Below are 16,638 nucleotides of genomic sequence, written 5' to 3'. Positions count from 1 at the left end.
TCACGCCGAACTCAGAGCTTATCGGCGTTCTGGGCCTGCTCAGTCCTCCGCTGTGCCTGCTCCAGGCGCTTGTCGCTCGCGTTCGCCAGCCCTTCGGGAAGCGCTCCTCGGGCCTCCTGTAGACGCGTCTCGACGCGCTCTAGCCGGGATGCGACCGTCTCTAGCTCTCGGTCCGCGTTCCTCTTGGAGCCCGACGCTGCGTTCTCGGCAGCCCGCCGCCCCGCTTCGGAGACGGCTTCGAGTGCCTGTGCGAGGCCTCTAACTGCGTTGCTCTGCCCGTCGTCGTCATCGTCGCCGTCGACGGCCGCGACCTGGGCCTGCGTCTCCTCGGCGATATCGGCCAGATAGGTCGCGAGCGAGGCCTTTCCAGTCCGGGGCTCGTCGATCCGGACTCGCTCTTCCTCGTCAGGATTGACGCGGAACGCGCCGATCTCGCCGTCGGTGTCGATCACTTCGGTCGTGTAGGCTCCCCCTCGATGGACGTAGACGGCATCGGGTTCCGAGAGCGGGGCGTCGTACATCCGTCCGGCGAAGTCGTCCTCGACCGCCAGGTCGCTGAGGTCGCTGTCGGCGTTGCTCGGGTCGACCTCGATCTTCGTCGCGTTCTCGCGGGCGACGACCGGGATTTCGCCGTCCACGCCGGCGACTGTCGGCTCGTCGTCTCCGGAGACCGTGACCGTCTCGCTGTGCGGTTCGACCCCTGCGCCGTTGATCGTAAAGGTGTGCTCTCCCTCCGGCACGTCCTGCAGGACGGCGATCCCCTGAAAGGTCGGCACCGCTTCGGGATCGCTCTGTAACAGGGCGAACATCTCTAGGGGGGAGCTAACGGTCGTCAGTCCCTCGTCTTCCGGCGCGTCGTCCGAGGAGACCGCGTTCGTGACGCCCGCGATTACCCGATTGATCGGTGCTGGCTTCGCGATGGCGTCGTACCGCTCCGCGAGCGCCTGTCTGTGCGTTGCCTCGGTGATGTCGGTCGCCGGCTCCTCGTATCGTGGGCCCTTCCACGGGACGCCCGTGGTCGTGATGTGCCCGGCGACGAGGTCCTCGGCGAACTCGGGAATCGCGAACTCGAAGCTCAACTGCGGGCCGGTGAAATCCTCGATGTGTTCCAGTTCCGTCGTCGGTGCCAGATCGTATGTCACGTCCGCGTCGCTCTGGTCGCGGCCCGCGAAATCGAACTCCAGGCCCGTCTCTCGGCTCGGAAGGTCCGTGGGCGGGGACCGCAGGTCCTCGAACGAGCGGATCGTCACCGCCTCGTCGACGAGATCCGAGGCGTCGACGGCGGGGAGCCGGTCGTGTTCGTAAAGCGGGGCACCGTCGAGTTCCGGGACGGCGTACGGTAGCGACAGCCCCTCGTCCCGCGGAAGCCCGTACGCCACCGGGATGGAGACGATGTCTTCGATGCCGTCGATAGCGCTGTTCGTGATGTCAGCGAACCCGCCGTCCAGCGGGAACCGCTGGAAGCGGTCCGCTTCGTCGTTGACCGAGAGCCCGCTCGAATGCGATCCGAGTTCGACGAGCACTCTCGGTCGCCGTTCCGGGTCCGGGTCGAGGAACTCGTTGTTCGGGGCGGAGCGGGAGTGTGCACTGGCGACGTACAGCTGTGGCTCGTCAGTCTCGCTGTCGACGAACACCTGGAGTAGCTCCCAGTCGTGCCAGTGGAAGTTCGCGGTGAACTGGTCGAACACGGAGTAAAACCAGAACTGGATGACTTCGAGCGGCGACTCCTCGTACTCGACGGCGTGATAGAACGCTCTCGTCTCCGGCGGGTCGTCGCCGCCGCGCTCGACGTAGCCGTCCAGCGCGTCGAACCCATCGACGACGGTGTTGCCGTCCTGCTCGCTCTCGTAGGTCCGCGGATCCGTCGGGAACCACTGCTCGTCCTGATCGAAGTACAGCGTCGGTGCGAACCGCTCGGCAAGCGCTCGTGCCCGCTCGTCGTCAACCTCGTTGGTTCCAGCATCGGTCTCCCCGTCGAGTAGTGAACAGCCCGCAAGAGAGGCACTGGCACCGCCAGCGATACCGCCAAGAACTGTGCGCCGGGACAGTAGTCGAGAGCTGTTCTCAGTCATCTGTCAGCTCCTATCGTCCGACTCTGCCGGGGTCGCGATAGACGTCGGTCTCCTGGGCGGACACATAGCTTCCTCATAATGATATATTGGTTCCGGTGGCCCACCGGCAAAGCCTTTCCGGCCGATAGCGGCCGGGGAGCACTGAACCGATGCCCGGCTCCCCGATGGTGTGACTCGACAGCAACCTCTTCCGTGTCTTCACTCGATAGCTCGCACCAGCGAGCCGAGTACCGGCAGGACGAGCGCGCTACCGGCAGTCACGTAGACGATCGGTCGCATCGCTGGCGTCCGGGCAGCGGCGTCGCCGAGCGAGAGCGCGAAGACGACCAGCACGAGCAGGCCGATGCCGAATCCGTAGGCGAGGCCGCGGCGAACGGACGGCGCGACGAACGCGACCAGCGCACCGGCAGCGATCAGCCCGATCCAGTGGAGCCACGCGAGGACGAGTCCGGCGATGGCCGCCAGCGCCAGCGCCGCGGCGTGCACTCGCGGCTCGGATCGGACCCGCCTGAGCACGCCTGCAGGCTGTTCGGCGTTATCGGCCTCCTCGGTAGTTCCTGCGGTGTCGTGCTCGCTCACGAGGACTCACCCCGGAAGGTAACCCGCTGGTCGCCATCGACCGTCAGGTCCATCGGCTTCTGGTCATTGTCGAGCCAGCGGTCGAACTGGTCGTCGTAGTGGTCCGAGAAGTAGTCGCCCGAGTTCCCGCCCGGGAGGATCGCTGTCGCGTCGCCGCCAGGCTGGACCACCATCCGCCAACTGGACCCGACCGCGGAGTCGACGCGGAAGTTCTTCACTGTCACCCGGGAGCCGTCGGCCGGTCGCGCTCCGTAGTTGAGAAAGCCTGCTTCGACGCCGAGCGGATGGGTGATCGAACGCGTGGAGTTCCAGTCGCCGTAGCGCTCCCAGCCCTCAGCCGCCATCTCGTCGAGGGCGTCGGCGAGCGCGGCGACCATCGTCTCCTCGCGCGAGCGCTCGTCGAACAGCGTGCTCTCGGCGGGAAGCCCCGCGAGCACCCAGTCGTTCGGGTAGTACGACTCGTCTAACTCCGCGTCGCCAAACGTGGGCTCGACGACCCGGCGACGGAACGCCGCGATCCAGCGCGCAAAGACGAGCGCCGCCCGGGAATCGGGCTCCATCCGGTACTCCCACTCGTCGAGGGTGCTGGCCGCCGTCGCGAGTCGGTCCGTAGTGTCGTCGCTTCCCTCGACTGCCGCTACAAGTTCCGGGACCAGATCCTCGGCCCGGCCGTCCCGGACGTCGTTCTGTAACGCCCGATGGAAGTCGGGATCCGTGGTGCCGCCAGCGATTGCCTCGTCAAGCCGGTCCGCGATCCGCATCCCCCGATACGGCGTCGCGTAGCTCACGCCGACGTAGTGTTCCGGGTCGTCGACGACACGCTGGTTGGCCGTCGAGAGGACGTCCGGATCGATGGCGTGTGGTTTCTCCTCGAACGGAACGAACCCGTCCCACGAGGAGCGACCGAACGGCTCGAAGCCCTGCCACTCACCCTCGCCGGCGGAGCCATCGAAGATCTGATCGCCGGGCACAGCCTCGCCGTCTATCTCGCGGATCGGGAGTTTCCCGGTCGCGTAGTACATCGTCCGGCCGTCGGCGTCGGCGTAGACGAGGTTCTGCGTCGGCAGGTCGAACTTCCGGGTCGACTCGCGGAGGTCGTCGAGCCCCTCGCTCCGGCCGAACTCCTCGATAGCGACCGTCGTCCGCGTCGCGCTGTGGCCCGTCCACGCGATGCCGACCCGTTGGCCCTCCCGCTCGATCATCGGGCCGTGTACCGTCTTCTCGACGGTCAGGCTCCGGTTCTCGCCGCCGCTGACCTGGATCTCGTGTTCCTCGGTTGCGAACTCGCGCCACTCGCCGCGATAGCGGTAGCGCTCGCCGTCCTCGTCGGTCTCGTAGCGGTAGCTGTCGAGCACGTCCGCACCGACGTTGGTGAACGACCAGACGCCCCGGTCGTTCGCCCCGGCGATGACGAACGGGACGCCGGGGAAGGTCGCCCCGCGAACGGAGCGCTCCGGCGTCTCGACGTGCTGTTCGTACCACAGCGCCGGCGTCATCAGCGAGAGATGTGGATCGTAGGCAACGATCGGATCGCCGTTCGCGGTGTGCTCGCCGGAGACGACCCAACTGTTCGAACCGACGCCGGTCGGCGACTCGAACGCCGAGAGGTACCGGGTCAGTTCGGAATCGATCGGTGTCCGGTTGTCCGTCCGGGCGGCGTCGCCGTTCCACTCGTGACTGCTCGCAGTGGCGTCGCTGTCGAGAATCGGGTAGTCGTGATCGTACTGTCGGGGAAACAGTTCTGCGACCCGGTCTTCGCCGAGGCGGTCGATCAGGAGCGCCCGCCGCAGTTCGCCGAACTGTCCCGTGAGATCCCACGAGATCTGTTTTTCCATCAGCATGGAGTCGACTGGCGTCCACGGCCGTGGCTCGTAGCCCAGCAACTCGAACTCCAGTGGGAGCGCCTCGCCGTCCATCGCGGCGTTCACCCCGTCGGCGTACGCCTCGACGAGCGGGCCGGCGCGGGTATCGCGAACGAGGTCCCAGGTCGCTTCCGCCGCGCCGGCGAAGTCCATCGCGACGTGGAACTCGTCGTCTTCGAGCGTCGCCTCGCCGATCACCTCCGATAGCTGGCCCCGCATCACCCGCCGCTGGAGGTCCATCTGGAACAGCCGATCGAACGCCTGGACGTAGCCTACGGCGAAGTAGGCTGCCTGCTCGTCGTCGGCGTCGACGTGCGGGACGCCGAACTCGTCGACGTGCAGGCTCCCGTCACCGTACGGGCTTTCGACCGTCTCCGTGAGGGACCGGCCGGCCGCGTCCCACGTGTCGCCCGACAGCGGTGCGAACGAATCGAGCAACTCGCGGGCCGATGAGAGGGCAAGCCCGCCGGTCCCCGCGGCGACGATTCCGGCGAGGACGCGACGGCGTGTCGTGTTGTCTGTCACTGTACCAGTCCAGACACCGATCTATAATGATAATTTCGGTGATTGACACCCACGCTGGCGTTGGCCTCGGCGTGAGTGGGCCATACTGTTACGCAACAAACTGGTCAGCGTGTCGTACAAGTGGCGAATACATTAATATAGTATGCGTATCCACCACTGGGTACGATGAGTCTCGACGACGAAACAACAGCATGGATCTCCGGGTTCGCTTCGGGCGTCGCCGCCTGCTCGGCCGGTGTATATCTGCTTCACAAACGTGCACAGCGTCGATCCGAGCCTGCACTGGTCGACGACGAGGGAACTGTGATACCGATCGAGTGACTTCGGCGGGTGGTCGTGACTGCTCTCTCGGCCCGAGTTGGCTCCATCCACTGGCTGTTGTTCTGTTCGGGCCTGCCAGGCCTCGATTGGGGGTCCGTCATACGATTGTCTGACAAATACTTTTATGTGCCAATCCTGAGATCCTCAGTATGGAAGCGAAAGTAGCGGATTCTGCACAGACTCGAGTTGTCGTAACCACCGCGGAAGACGTCCCGATGAGCACGACCGTCATCGAGGCAATCGCGGAACTAGAGAGCACTCGACCGATGGCCCTCGACGTGACGCTGTACGACGCCATCGATCTCGATGCCCTCGATTCGCTCTACACGGCTCCAACTGAAGGGGTCGAGGTTAGCTTTACTGTCGACGACTACGCCGTCGAAGTCCGTGCGGACGACACTGTCCTCGTCGAGCGACAATAATTAGTCGGAAACGACATCGTGGAGGGTTTCGTGGAACGCAACGACGAGCGACGGCACGACCACCATGAAGATGTGCTCCTCGACGGGGACGCCGAGGAGATCCCTCCCGGTCCGTAGCTCGATGTCGAAGATGCCGATTTCGAGGGTGTACCAGTCCCAGACGTAGGCGATCGGATACAGAGCAACGACGGTTCTGGCGGCGCGACGGAGCGCGCCCGCCCGCCTGAGCAACAGGAACGCGATCGCGCCCCAGAAGATCTCGGTCGCGAGATACGTGTACCGGCCAAAGACGCTAATGTCGGGTCGCACAGGCGTTTTTGGCACCCCCTGCTCATCAAACTACTTCCTGTCCACTCTCCCCGGCGAGACAACGCCCACACTGACGAGTCCGAGCATGAGCAGGTAGGCGACGAGGCCGCCGGCGACGAGGTTCGGTAGAGCCGTCGCCGCGGCGAGGGCCGCGAGGAGCGCAACACCGAGCACACCGATGATGGCGGCCAGTTGCACCACCTGCCGCTCCCAGAGCGAGCGTACCGGCTGACGGTAGCGGAGTGTCAGCGCTTCGAGCACGACTGCGCCGAGCGCGCCGAGGAGAAACCAGGCTGGCGCGAGCGACGCCTCGGTGGCGACGAGCACGCCACAGTAGCCGAGCAGGGACAGCAGTGCAAGCGCGCCGTCCCGGCGGGCCGTCGTCACCAGTAGACGGTCGCGCCGTCGCCGATTCGAGTCTGGTAGGCGCGGCTATCGACGCCGACGTCGTCGAACGCGTCGAGCATCGACGCGGCGATGGCGCGCCGGTCGGCCTCGTGACAGGCGGCGATAACGCCCGGACCGGCACCGCTGACGGTCACGCCAGTCGCGCCGGCGTCGAGTGCGGCCTCCCGGACGTCGTCGTAGCCGTCGATCAGTTTCGCGCGAGCGGGGGTTACCACGTTATCTTCCATCCCCCGGCCGACCATCGTTGGGTTCTCGCGGTGCATCCCGACCGTGAGCGTCGCCGCGCGGCCGACGGTGTCGACCATGTTCTCGACGGAGGTCGATTCCGGGACCACCCGGCGGGCGTCCCGCGTCGAGACGACGATGTCGGGCAGGCAGACGACCAGCGGGATCGAGCTATCGACCTGCGTGACGCCGTCCTCGGCGACGATGGTAAAGCCGCCCAGCAGTGCCGGTGCGACGTTGTCCTGATGGGCTTCGCCGGAGACGAGCGCCTCGCCCTCCGCGGCGATGGGGACGAGTTCCGACCGGGAGAGTCCCCGGTCGTACAGTTCGTTGAGTGCGAGCGCCGCGCCAGCAGCACTCGCGGCCGAAGAGCCGAGTCCCGAGGCCGGGCGGACGCCCTTGTCGATCTTGATCCGTGCCGGCGCGTCGAGCGCCTTGGCGACGGCTCCGGCGGTGTTTTTCTCCGGATCTTCGGGAATGAACTCGCTTCCCGCGCCGGTCATCTCGATTGTCGTCTCCTCGGCGCGCTCGACGCGGACGATGTCGGCGGGCCGTTCGAGTGCGGCCCCGAAGACGTCGAAGCCGCTCCCGAGGTTCGCGCTCGTCGCGGGAGCCCGCACTGTAAGCATATCCGAGGGGTAACCGGACCGCGGCTAAAAAGCCAGCGGAAAGCGGGCCCCTCGATGGATGGCGGCGGGCGTGTCGAGATGGGTTTGATCACAAAACACAACCCGATGCCCTCCGTACGCGATGCTATGATCGGGGTCGTCGGCGGCGGATTGGCGGGACTCACGGCAGCATACGAACTCCAGTCCAGCGGTCACTCGGTGCGCGTCTTCGAGTCCAGCCCCCGCGTCGGCGGCGCGCTCTCGCGAATCGACCCTCGCGCTACCGCCCCCTGTCGTCCCCACACGATTGCGCCGGACGACGACGCCGCCCGCTCGCTGGCGCGCTCGCTCGGAGTCGAAGCCGCCCTCCCGCACGGACGCGTTCGCACCGGCTACTACGTCGACGGTATCGCCCACCCGACCGACCGGCTTCGGGAACTGCTCGCCTTCCCGTCGCTGAGTCTGCGCGATAGATCGCATCTCCGGTCGCTCTCCGGTGGCGGTCGGGGACCGTTCACGGTACCGAGGGACGCCGTCGCCGATCCGACGACGCTGACGGACGTCACCGCGCGCTCGTTCGTCACCGACCACGCCACCGACTCGCTGTACGACCACGCAATCGAACCACTGCTCCGGGCACGCTTCGGCGACGCGGCCGACCGGATCAGCGCGGCGTGGCTACTCGCCGAACTCTCCCGACGCCGGTCGCTGGGCGACGGCACTGCCCTCTCCGCCGTTCCGCTCGTCGACGCGCTCGTCGAGTCCATCGGCCAAGAGAATCTATGGACCGACACTCGGGTCCTCCCGCTCGGCACCCGTGCGGGCGCGGTCGATCACATCGCCGCAGTCGAGGATGGCACCCGAACCGAGCAGGAGGTCGACGCCGTCGTGCTCGCGACGTCGCCGTGGGCGCTGGACCGACTCACCCGCTTCGACTGGCCGGGCGAGCGAGTCCCGCAGACGACGGTCTGTTTCGCGCTCGACGAGTCCCTGCTAGCGATCGATCGACTCACTGTCGTCGACGACGCGCCGTTCGGCCGGCTTGCCGCGGTGCCGGCTTCCGGAGGGGCGGCCGAAATCGAGCAGTTCCTGTACGCCATCGCACCGTCCGAACGTCCAGTGCGCGAGGACACCGTGGCGGCGTTCCGGCGTGGGATCGAGTCGCTGTTCCCCGACTTCGATCCGGAATCCGTGCGGTGGTCGGCCGTCGACAACCGTGTGGAGCCACTGCCGACCGTCGGCTACGCCGATCACGTCGTTTCGTACGAACGTCCGTCAGTTGTCGCCGAGGGCTGTTTCTACGCGGGGAGCGCGAGTCCGGAGCGGTATCCGCACCAGTCGCTCGACGGGGTGGTTCGCGCTGGGAGAAAGGCGGCACGCGCCGCGAGCGAGCGACTCGAAAGCGCCGTTCAGTCGTCGGACTCGGCGTGATCGCTGTCGGCCGCCTCGATCTCGTCTTCGGTCAGTCCCGGCGCTTCCGCGGGATCGACATCGTCCGGTTCCTCCTGGCCGCCGACCCGTAGTTCGCCGTCCGGCCCCTCGACGTAGACGTCGTCCGCGAACCCGGCCGCGGCGTGGGGATGCTCGGGGTCGTCGAGCTTTTCCGGCGTCGAAGGGGCTTCGGGGACCTCCAGCGTTCGGAACTCGCCGAGGGGGTCGTCGATGCTGATCCCGTGGGCCTCGAAGAACTTCCCGTAGCGCTCGTAGTGCGCTTCGAGTTCGTCGGCGGGGAACTCCATCATCTCGGTCCAGCCGTGGTTGTAGAAGTCGAAGTTCGCCTGGATGTGGGTGATCTCGCGCGCTTTCGCCTCGGTGAACCCGGCCTCGAGCGCCGCGACGTAGGTGTCCATCGTGCAGTCGAAGAAGCCATCGAGATGGTCACGGCGCTCGTCTCGGTGCTGTTCGTCGGCCTTGTCGGCGAAGATGCCGGTATGAAGATCGACGAGTTTGTCGTTTGCGAGGTCGCCGATGATCGGCGCGGTCAGCGCCTGCTTGGCCGCGAAGTGCCGAATGTTCTGCCGAAGTTTCATGACCCTCAGTATGGTCGTGAACTCCTTGAACCTTCCCGAAGCGGCCAGTGCCCCCCGAAGACGGCCTCGTTACCCGTGCGAGTGTGAACATGGCCGAGATAGCAATCCACTTTAACCCGGGCGATACAATCAATACAATATGACCGAGTCGTACGTCATCATCGGTGACGGGATTGCTGGGAGTTCCGCGGCCGAGACCCTCCGCGAGGAAGCCCCGGAGTCCGATATCACCGTCGTCACCGATGAAGGTGAGGCGTTGTACAATCGGATCCTCATCAAGGAGTTCGCCAAGGGCAAACTCCCCGAAGCGCCGGTTTCGATCCACGAGGAAAACTGGTACGCCGAGCGCGACATCGGCCTGTCCCTGAACACACACGTCACGGACGTCGACCCCGACGCCCACGAGATTCATACCCACAGCGGCGAGACGATCGAGTACGACAAACTGCTCGTCGCGTCCGGTGGGACGCCCTCCAAACTCCCGGTCGACAACGCAGACGCTGACGGCATCCACCATTTCTGGACGTTCCAGGACGCTCGCGCGATCAACGAAGACGCCAGCGAGGCCGACACCGGCGTCGTCGTCGGTGCAGGACTGCTGGGGATCGACCTCGCAGCGATCTGCGGGGCCCAGAACGTCGACGCCCACTACCTGATGCGCGGCGAGTGCTGGTGGCGGTATGCACTCAGTCCGGAGGGAGCAGAGATCATGCACGAGGGGATGCGCGGTGTCGGCGTCACGCCCGTCTTCGGTAGCGGCGTCGACGAGTTCGTCACCGACGACGACGGCCACGTCGAGGCGACGATAGACAGCAACGGCGAGCGCTACGAGAGCGACTTCGTCGGCATCGCGATCGGCCTGGATTTCAACATCGAGTATCTGCAGGACACCGATCTCGAAACCGACGACGGCATCCTGGTCGACGAGTATATGCAGACCAACCTCGACGACGTCTACGCCGCGGGCGACCTCACCCGCTTTTACGACACCATCCTCGGCGAACACGCCCAGAACGGTTCGTGGGGGTCGGCCAAAGAACAGGGCCAGGTCGCCGCGAAGAACATGGCCGCCGACGACGCGGCCGAGGCGTTCCGCTGGGTCTCCTCGTACTCGATCACCCACTTCGAGTTCCCGTTCCTCTCGTTCGGTCACCCGACGCTCGGCGACGATTACGTCGAGAAGAAGTACAACGACCACGAGTGGCGACGGATCACGTTCAAAGACGGCAAGGTAGTCGGCGGCGTGCTGATCGGCGACCTCGCTCCCCAGACCACGTTCAAACAGCTAATGCGAGAAGAACGCGACGTCTCCGGGCAGAAGGAACGACTCCTCGAAGAGGAAGTCGACATCGAGATGCTCGACGCGCCCGCTCAGGAACAGTAACCCCCGGCCGCACGCGAATCCTTTTCAGTTTGCCGCCCCTATATAAACATAGATGTCATCGACGATCGCGGGCGAACAACTCACGCCGACCGACGAGTACACCGTCCTCGTCGCTATCAACAAACCGGACAACGCCGAGCAGTTGATGCGCACGGCCGTCGACCTCGCGGTCGCCAACGATGGCCGGGTCCACGTCGTCAGCGTGATCCACAAGCATCACACCTCTCCGTTTTTGCTATTCGACGACGACTACATCAAAGAGGAGTTCTCGGGCGACCGGGAACGGCTCGTCGACCGCGCGAAATCCGTCGCCGAGGAGGCCGGCGTACCGGTCGCCGACAGCCTGCTCGTCGGCAGTAGCGTCTCGCGGTCGATCCTCGATGCGATCGACGAGGTCGACGCCGACGCCGCCCTGCTCGGCTGGCGTGGCGAGTCCAAGCCCTCGGATATCGTTCTCGGGACGACGATCGATCCCATCGTCCGCCGCGCGCGCTGTGACGTGCTGGTCGAGCGGGTCGGCCTCACCGCGAGCACGGTCGATTCGATCCTTCTGCCGACCGTCGGCGGCCCGCACGCCGAACTGGCGACCGAGGTGACGGGTGCGATTGCGGCCCGGAACGACGCCCTGGTTGAGGTCCTCTCGGTGATCGATCCGGACGCCGACGACCGGTCCCGCGACGCCGCAACCGGCCATCTCGATCGAAGTCTCGAACTGCTACCCGACTCCGTCGAGACCGAACGACTACTGATCGAGTCCGATGCTATCGCCGAGACGATTCTGGAGGTCGGCAGCGATCACGACGTGATCGTCCTCGGCGCGACCCGACAGGGCGCACTGACCCGGCGGATCGCCGGGAGCATCCCCCAGACGGTCGGTGCCGAGACCGATCGCCCGTTCGTGATGACGAAACGTCGTCCTGACCGCTCGCGACTCGGCAACCTGCTCGCTCGCTGGTGGCCGTGAGCCGGTCGTCGATATCGAAGCGGTTTTGCACGCGCCATGCGGAGTATCGGGTATGAACGGCGGCGGAAGCGAAGATATGACCTTGGCGTTCGAGTTGAGTGCACTCCAGGCGCTCGCGGAGCCCGGCACGGTCTTCGACGACGCGCGGCGCTGGAGCGAGTACGTCGGCGTCGTCTCGGAGAAGCCGACCTACGTCGTGACGAACTTCACCCGGAAGAATCGCATCCGACAGGACTTCTTCTCCGGCCCACGCGGGCGCTCGGAGAGCCTCGAAAGCGTCAAAGACCAGTTCGACACCGAGCGGCACGTCTTCGTCGGCACCGACGAGGACGACGCCGGACTGGCCGACGAGGTCGGCTGGGAGTACCTGCCCGTCGAGGACGCCGCCGAGGCTGCCGGCTGGACGCTCGCAGAGGACGAGGACGACAGTGAGATCGAAACCGAACAGAGCCGCGACGACTGGCCCTGACCCGGTTCGGGTCCCCCGGTCTCGTGAGCATCTCCGAACCCGGGGAGTTTATTCGTCGGAAACGCCGACCAGTAGGTATGCCTGAGCCGCGGGTCCCCGGAGGTGGCAGCGAAGAACTCTCCCTTGCGTGTGGCGAGTCGGTCGATCCCCGCCGCCTCGACCTGGGGATGCGATCATTCGAGTGTGACTGTGGCGAGACCCACGCTGTCGTCATGGACGTCCACCCTCCATCCCGATTCGTCCCCGAGTTTCTGGTCGAGATCCTGCGCGAGACGATCGAGACCGACGACGAGTTCGACGAGTTCGGGACGCCACATGTCATGGGTGTGCTCATGGAGGAGTTCCCCGAGGACGTCGTGACGTTGGACAAGAGCGACGACGGTAACGTCGGCTACGGACTGCTGTGGGTGACCGAGTTCGACGACCGCGAACTCCACGAGATCGTCGTCGAGTTGCTCGTCGAACTGATGGAACACGCGATTAGTCACGCTGACAGTACAGAGGCGATGTCGGCTTTCGAAGAGCAGATGCTGGAGTTCGACGTTAGCGAGTTCGTTGAGCAGTACCGCGACGAACGGGAGTTCGAGACGGAGCACGACCGGGCGATCTGAGTGCGCTCTGTCGGACCACCGACAGGCGTCTGACGGCTGTGCGACAGGGGTTTATTATCTAGCATGTCGACGTATGGCACACAGCTATGCACGCTCGGGGAGAGTACCAGCGAATCGAACGAGCGCTCGAGGAGGCGGACGTCGAGGAGCCACTGACTGCCCGAGAGATCCTGGAACTGGTCGACGACGCTGACGCGAAGTTCGAGAGTCCCCACCGAATCGCGACCGTACTGGGTCGTCGCGCCGAGTACGGCGACGTGACGGTTATCAGGGATCAGCCCTACCGATACGAACTGTGACAGACGGTTCCCAGCGACTCCGAACGAGGGTGGGGATTTTTATCTTTCAACCGTTTTTGCGTGATATATGTCACCGAATCCCGGCGTTCTACAGGGACATACGATAGAGGACGAGGCGATCGACCAGGTATTGGAAGAAAACGGTGTCGGCGTGCTTTCGATGGCAATCGAGGGGACGCCGTACAGCATCCCGATGTCTTTTGGATTCGCGTCCGGCGGCTCGCTGTACTTTCTGCTTGCGGGTCACTCCGAGGAGGGCAAGAAGATGGAGTTCGCCGAGGAGAGTGAGGAAGCGAGCTTTCTCGTCTACGACGTTGCCTCGGACGAAGAATGGCGAAGCGTCATCGTCACCGGCGCGCTCGACCGCATCACGCCCAAGGAGTGGGACAGAGCCAGAGAGGCGATGATCGACAACGCCTATCGCCCGGACCTCCTGACGCAGATCGACATCCAGTCCGACCCGCGGGTCTGGTCGCTAGACGTCGAGACGAAGTCGGGCCGCAAGATGGGCGGCGAGTGAGCGCTCGGCCGCCGGGCCAGCACTGAGCCACGCTAGAGTGCCGACAAATGTGGCACGCTGACGGCGAACTCGGTGTCAGAGTGGGTTCGCCAGCCCTGTCGAGATGGATCTGCGACGGGCTGATTGCCGATAGCAGCTGTACTTCCCGAAATCTGAGAACGGCTTAATGATTTATACAAGACGGCTATATACTAGTAGCTGTGAAAGAGCAACCATGAGTTCCAGAACGCTCGAATCTACTATGTTTGGTCGCGATGTACAGTTCAGATACTCAGAGACATGGATCGGCTACTCGCTACTCAGCCTGCGACTGATCATGGGCTGGACGTTTCTCTATGCTGGGATCACAAAGGTCATCGATCCCGAGTGGAGCGTCCGTGGTTACCTGAATTTTGCGATCAGTCAGGAGAACTTCCTCCGGAGCATTGCTGGGACGGATCTCTGGGCGGTCATGGCTAACGACTGGTACTGGCTGTTGACACCATTGAACCAGGTCGGGTTGACGCTAATCGGACTCGCGCTCATCTTGGGTCTGTTCGTCCGACTCAGTGCCTTCTGGGGCGGGACGATGATGACGTTCTACTGGCTCGCGTCGTTCCCGCTGGAGGGGTCGATACTCATCGACTTCCACCTGGTATATGTCCTGTTGCTGTTCGCCGTCGGTGCGTTTGGCACTGGTCGTATCCTCGGTCTCGACGCCATAATCGAGAACCACCCAAAAGTCGAACCGTACCTCGAAAAGTACCCGAATCTGCGACTACTCTTGGGCTGATCTATCTCGATCCGGCGACCGTTTTGTTTCCGCCTCGCCGTTTCTCAGATGTCGAAAGCCGACAGTAAGTATATCTGCATACACCTGTAATCGAGTTCCATGGAAGAGGAACCGTCACTTTCTTCGGATCTCGAAGAGACGCTCGAACAGCATCGAACCGGCGCGAGTACGTCCGGGACCCTCGTGTTGAGCGACCAGCAGGGCTACGTCGATGACACGATCACGATCAAGGGGCGAAACCTCCCGGAAACAGCGGCACTGGACCTGCTCTGGCACTCGACGGACGGTAGCTGGGGCGTTCTCAAAGGCAACGAGATCGTCGGCCCACAGTATCGACCACGAACGGACCACATCACAACGGTTACGACCGACGAGTCGGGGCGTTTTGATGAAACGTGGACGATCCCCGAAGACTACGGGGGGGCCCACAAGATCGAACTCCAGCAGGACGGCGAGACGATCGATCGTGCTGAGATCGAGATCACGCCGTGGTTCGAACTCCAGGAGGAATCAGTCCCGCTCGGTGGGACGTTCACGTTCAAAGGCTACGGTCTCGGACCGAACGTCGTCACCAACAACTATCAGGTCTCCTGGGACAACTCCACCTTCGGGTTTATGACCGGTGTGATGAACCGCGGGACCGCCACTGCCGAGATCCGTGCAGTCGGCCCGCCGGGCAAGCACACTCTTGAAGTCTGGCGCAACTACCGGGGAATCCCCTATCTCCAGAACAACACCCAGTCACCGTACGGGGAGGTCTGTGGCGACCGCCAGTCCCGGTGGACCGTGGAAGTGACCGACACCGAGGAAGACCTCGCCGGCTGTTGGATGGACGAGCAGTTCGAGGAGAAGCCGATGGAACTCCACTATCCCGAGCTCGACGCCGAGAGCGATGCCACTCTGGAAGTCACCCCTACTTCCGGTCAGGCTGGGACGCAAGCGTTTATCACTGGCGAGCAGTTCCCGCCGAACGAGACGGTCGACCTGATCTGGTACCGCCATGAGGGACACCGCGTCAAAGGCATCCCGATCACGCCCGAAGCCCATCGCGACGTCCTGCCAACCGTCCAGACCGACGCCAACGGTCGCTTCCAGGTCGAGGTCGAGATCCCGCCCGAGGAAGGGTCGACCCGCCCGATCACAGCCGAGGTCGGCGGCCAGGAGATCGCCGTCACTGGATTCGTCGTCCAGCCCCGCATCGAGAAGTTCACGCCCCACGAGGGACCGGTCGGATCCACGATCGAGATCGAACTGTCCGGCGTCGGCTGGACGATGTACGAGAACGGCCCGTTCCTCGTCTACGATAACAAACCACTGGGCTACGCCTGTGGGACGAGCGGCGATGATAAAGGGGGCGTTATCAAGCTAGATATCCCGGCGGCCGGTGAGCCAGGATATCACTTCATAGACATTTATCCGACGATCTACGAAATGCAGGAAGACGAGCCAAACTTCGAGATCTTCCCGCATCTCTCGTATCTCGACAACCACCCTGTTAGACCGCTGCCAGCATCCCACTTCGTCTTCGAAGTGACCGAAGAATAGATCGGCCGCGACACGACCCTTGATTTTCCACGTTCTCGAACCGATCACCAGATGAGCAAAACACGCTACCAGTGATCGAACCCGCGGAGCCGAACGACGGGCGATCCCGTGCGGATCCCGCCATTCACGGGATCGTCCTCGCGGCCGGGACGAGCGACCGGTTCGGTGACCGGAACAAACTCCTCGCCACGGTCGGCGGTGAACCGATTATCCGCCGAGCAGTGCGAACGCTCGCGGAAGCATCTCTCGAAGGTGTGACAGTCGTCCTCGGTCACGAGGCTGACCGAGTCCGGGCCGTACTCGCCGACCTCGACGTGACGTTCGTGACCGCTACCGGCGAGGGACAGGGGGGCTCGGTGGCCGCAGGCGTCGAGACTGTCCGAGAGGCAGGTGCTGACGCCGCCCTGATCGCGCTCGGTGACATGCCGGCCGTCTCGACGGCGACTGTCGAGCGCCTCGTAGACACCTATCGTGCCGGGGGCGGGAGCGCGCTGGCGGCCGGCTACGACGGCCAGCGTGGTAATCCAGTGCTGTTCGATGGGAGTCACTTCGGAAGCCTCGCCCTGCTCGACGGTGACTGTGGTGGGCGAAACGTGCTTCTGTCGGCGACGGATGCGGCCCTCGTCGAGACCGGCGATCCGGGGGTCTTACAGGATATCGACCGACCGACGGACGTCTAGGAACGAGTCGGCAGGGGACATGTGGGGGCTTGC

19 protein-coding genes are annotated in these 16,638 nt (G+C 64.4%); 12 read left to right on the top strand and 7 right to left on the bottom strand.

The window, feature by feature from the left end; genetic code table 11:
* Positions 1-11: 11 nt before the first annotated feature.
* The 3 genes from ACFQL3_RS15265 to ACFQL3_RS15255 all read right to left on the bottom strand — a co-directional run bounded on the left by ACFQL3_RS15265 (position 12) and on the right by ACFQL3_RS15255 (position 5,038).
* Positions 12-2,072, bottom strand: a complete 2,061-nt coding sequence (locus tag ACFQL3_RS15265) for a hypothetical protein (RefSeq protein ID WP_377055825.1) — start codon at positions 2,070-2,072, stop codon at positions 12-14.
* Between the two features lie 198 nt (positions 2,073-2,270).
* The gene (locus ACFQL3_RS15260) at positions 2,271-2,651 is read right to left on the bottom strand and encodes a hypothetical protein (RefSeq protein ID WP_377055823.1); all 381 of its coding nucleotides are present in this window, start codon (positions 2,649-2,651) and stop codon (positions 2,271-2,273) included.
* Complete coding sequence (locus ACFQL3_RS15255; RefSeq protein ID WP_377055821.1) at positions 2,648-5,038, bottom strand: penicillin acylase family protein; 2,391 nt, start codon at positions 5,036-5,038, stop codon at positions 2,648-2,650. The genes ACFQL3_RS15260 and ACFQL3_RS15255 overlap by 4 nt, the downstream gene beginning before the upstream one ends.
* Positions 5,039-5,203: 165 nt before the next feature.
* Between ACFQL3_RS15255 and ACFQL3_RS15250 the strand changes: the two genes are divergently transcribed.
* A complete protein-coding gene (locus tag ACFQL3_RS15250) occupies positions 5,204-5,359 on the top strand; it encodes a hypothetical protein (protein ID WP_377055819.1) in 156 nt (51 codons plus the stop codon).
* Positions 5,360-5,508: 149 nt separating this feature from the next.
* Complete coding sequence (locus ACFQL3_RS15245) at positions 5,509-5,781, top strand: HalOD1 output domain-containing protein (protein ID WP_377055817.1); 273 nt, start codon at positions 5,509-5,511, stop codon at positions 5,779-5,781.
* On the opposite strand, the gene ACFQL3_RS15240 is transcribed toward ACFQL3_RS15245, so the two are convergent.
* The 3 genes from ACFQL3_RS15240 to ACFQL3_RS15230 are packed head-to-tail and all read right to left on the bottom strand — an operon-like array spanning position 5,782 to position 7,352.
* Positions 5,782-6,090 (bottom strand): lycopene cyclase domain-containing protein, encoded by a 309-nt coding sequence (locus ACFQL3_RS15240; protein ID WP_377055815.1) that lies wholly within the window; start codon positions 6,088-6,090, stop codon positions 5,782-5,784.
* Between the two features lie 30 nt (positions 6,091-6,120).
* On the bottom strand, positions 6,121-6,477 hold the full coding sequence (locus tag ACFQL3_RS15235; protein WP_377055813.1) for a hypothetical protein: 357 nt from the start codon (positions 6,475-6,477) through the stop codon (positions 6,121-6,123).
* Positions 6,474-7,352: a homoserine kinase gene (locus tag ACFQL3_RS15230; RefSeq protein WP_377055811.1), complete on the bottom strand. Its 879-nt coding sequence runs from the start codon at positions 7,350-7,352 to the stop codon at positions 6,474-6,476. Before ACFQL3_RS15230 ends, ACFQL3_RS15235 begins: the two co-directional genes overlap by 4 nt.
* 126 nt (positions 7,353-7,478) lie before the next feature.
* Between ACFQL3_RS15230 and ACFQL3_RS15225 the strand changes: the two genes are divergently transcribed.
* A complete protein-coding gene (locus ACFQL3_RS15225) occupies positions 7,479-8,762 on the top strand; it encodes an FAD-dependent oxidoreductase (RefSeq protein WP_377055809.1) in 1,284 nt (427 codons plus the stop codon).
* On the opposite strand, the gene ACFQL3_RS15220 is transcribed toward ACFQL3_RS15225, so the two are convergent.
* Positions 8,741-9,361, bottom strand: coding sequence for a DUF6149 family protein (locus tag ACFQL3_RS15220; RefSeq protein WP_377055807.1), 621 nt, complete (start codon positions 9,359-9,361; stop codon positions 8,741-8,743). The two genes, ACFQL3_RS15225 and ACFQL3_RS15220, sit on opposite strands and share 22 nt — an antisense overlap.
* 139 nt (positions 9,362-9,500) lie before the next feature.
* Between ACFQL3_RS15220 and ACFQL3_RS15215 the strand changes: the two genes are divergently transcribed.
* The 9 genes from ACFQL3_RS15215 (at position 9,501) to ACFQL3_RS15175 (ending at position 16,605) form a co-directional block, all read left to right on the top strand.
* A complete protein-coding gene (locus ACFQL3_RS15215) occupies positions 9,501-10,745 on the top strand; it encodes an NAD(P)/FAD-dependent oxidoreductase (protein WP_377055805.1) in 1,245 nt (414 codons plus the stop codon).
* 52 nt (positions 10,746-10,797) lie between these two features.
* Entirely contained in the window at positions 10,798-11,709 is a 912-nt protein-coding gene (locus tag ACFQL3_RS15210) for a universal stress protein (RefSeq protein ID WP_377055803.1), read from the top strand.
* 52 nt (positions 11,710-11,761) lie between these two features.
* The gene (locus tag ACFQL3_RS15205; protein WP_377055801.1) at positions 11,762-12,178 is read left to right on the top strand and encodes a DUF7124 domain-containing protein; all 417 of its coding nucleotides are present in this window, start codon (positions 11,762-11,764) and stop codon (positions 12,176-12,178) included.
* Positions 12,179-12,255: 77 nt separating this feature from the next.
* On the top strand, positions 12,256-12,789 hold the full coding sequence (locus ACFQL3_RS15200; RefSeq protein WP_377055799.1) for a DUF5815 family protein: 534 nt from the start codon (positions 12,256-12,258) through the stop codon (positions 12,787-12,789).
* A gap of 86 nt (positions 12,790-12,875) precedes the next feature.
* Positions 12,876-13,088: a hypothetical protein gene (locus tag ACFQL3_RS15195; protein ID WP_377055797.1), complete on the top strand. Its 213-nt coding sequence runs from the start codon at positions 12,876-12,878 to the stop codon at positions 13,086-13,088.
* Between the two features lie 67 nt (positions 13,089-13,155).
* Entirely contained in the window at positions 13,156-13,608 is a 453-nt protein-coding gene (locus ACFQL3_RS15190) for a pyridoxamine 5'-phosphate oxidase family protein (protein WP_377055795.1), read from the top strand.
* Between the two features lie 214 nt (positions 13,609-13,822).
* Entirely contained in the window at positions 13,823-14,380 is a 558-nt protein-coding gene (locus tag ACFQL3_RS15185; RefSeq protein ID WP_377055793.1) for a DoxX family membrane protein, read from the top strand.
* Between the two features lie 99 nt (positions 14,381-14,479).
* Entirely contained in the window at positions 14,480-15,925 is a 1,446-nt protein-coding gene (locus tag ACFQL3_RS15180) for a hypothetical protein (RefSeq protein WP_377055791.1), read from the top strand.
* A gap of 71 nt (positions 15,926-15,996) precedes the next feature.
* Positions 15,997-16,605, top strand: a complete 609-nt coding sequence (locus tag ACFQL3_RS15175; RefSeq protein ID WP_377055789.1) for a nucleotidyltransferase family protein — start codon at positions 15,997-15,999, stop codon at positions 16,603-16,605.
* Positions 16,606-16,638: the final 33 nt, after the last annotated feature.

The sequence above is a fragment of the Natronoarchaeum sp. GCM10025321 genome, assembly GCF_042663585.1.
Taxonomy (GTDB): domain Archaea; phylum Halobacteriota; class Halobacteria; order Halobacteriales; family Natronoarchaeaceae; genus Natranaeroarchaeum.
The sequence above is the reverse complement of the archived record's forward strand: the minus strand, read 5'-3'. Positions and strand labels throughout refer to the sequence as shown.